Raw genomic sequence first — 552 nt, 5'->3', positions numbered from 1 at the left:
TTCCATCATACGGTGAATCATTAATTGAAGACGAAAAATTAATGAGAAAAATCCGTAAACAAACTTCAAAAGACTTAGAATTAGGTTACTACGAAAACTAAATTCTAATAGCTATATTTAAAATCGGACAACTGAGAAATCTTAAAGATTTTTCAGCTGTCCGATTTTTTTACGTAATCTAATACATACGGCAAATTCAACTTTAATCAAAAAAGACTCATACACAATGCCCTTAAAGCACATGTATGAGTCCTTTTTAGTAGTTTATATCAAAAAATACGTTTAATGTATAAATTAGTTTTTGTTTACAGATGCGTCGTAGATTGATTCTACAGCATCACCTAAAGCTTTATCGAATTCTTCTTTAGATTGATCAGCTCTTAAATCACTAGCTAATGCACGTGAGAAACTTGCGATAAGTTCATCGTTATCTTTAAGTAATTCATTTGCTTTTTCTCTGCTGTAACCACCTGATAATACAACGACACGAACAACATTAGGATGTTCAGCTAACTCTTTGTATAAGTTTGGTTCAGTAGGAATTGTTAATTT

The 552-nt window shown here is 30.8% G+C and carries 1 protein-coding gene and 1 pseudogene; one reads left to right on the top strand and one right to left on the bottom strand.

From position 1 onward, the window contains the following. Positions 1-101: hypothetical protein (locus tag IDG60_RS21750; RefSeq protein ID WP_241013318.1), on the top strand; the 101-nt coding region annotated here is incomplete at its 5' end. A gap of 193 nt (positions 102-294) precedes the next feature. Here IDG60_RS21750 and IDG60_RS00885 read toward each other — a convergent pair. After that, positions 295-552 (bottom strand): annotated as a pseudogene (locus tag IDG60_RS00885) (fructose bisphosphate aldolase); the annotation flags it as partial.

This window comes from Staphylococcus sp. EG-SA-2 (genome assembly GCF_017152085.1).
Note: the sequence above shows the minus strand (reverse complement) of the source record. Positions and strands in the feature narration are given on the sequence as shown.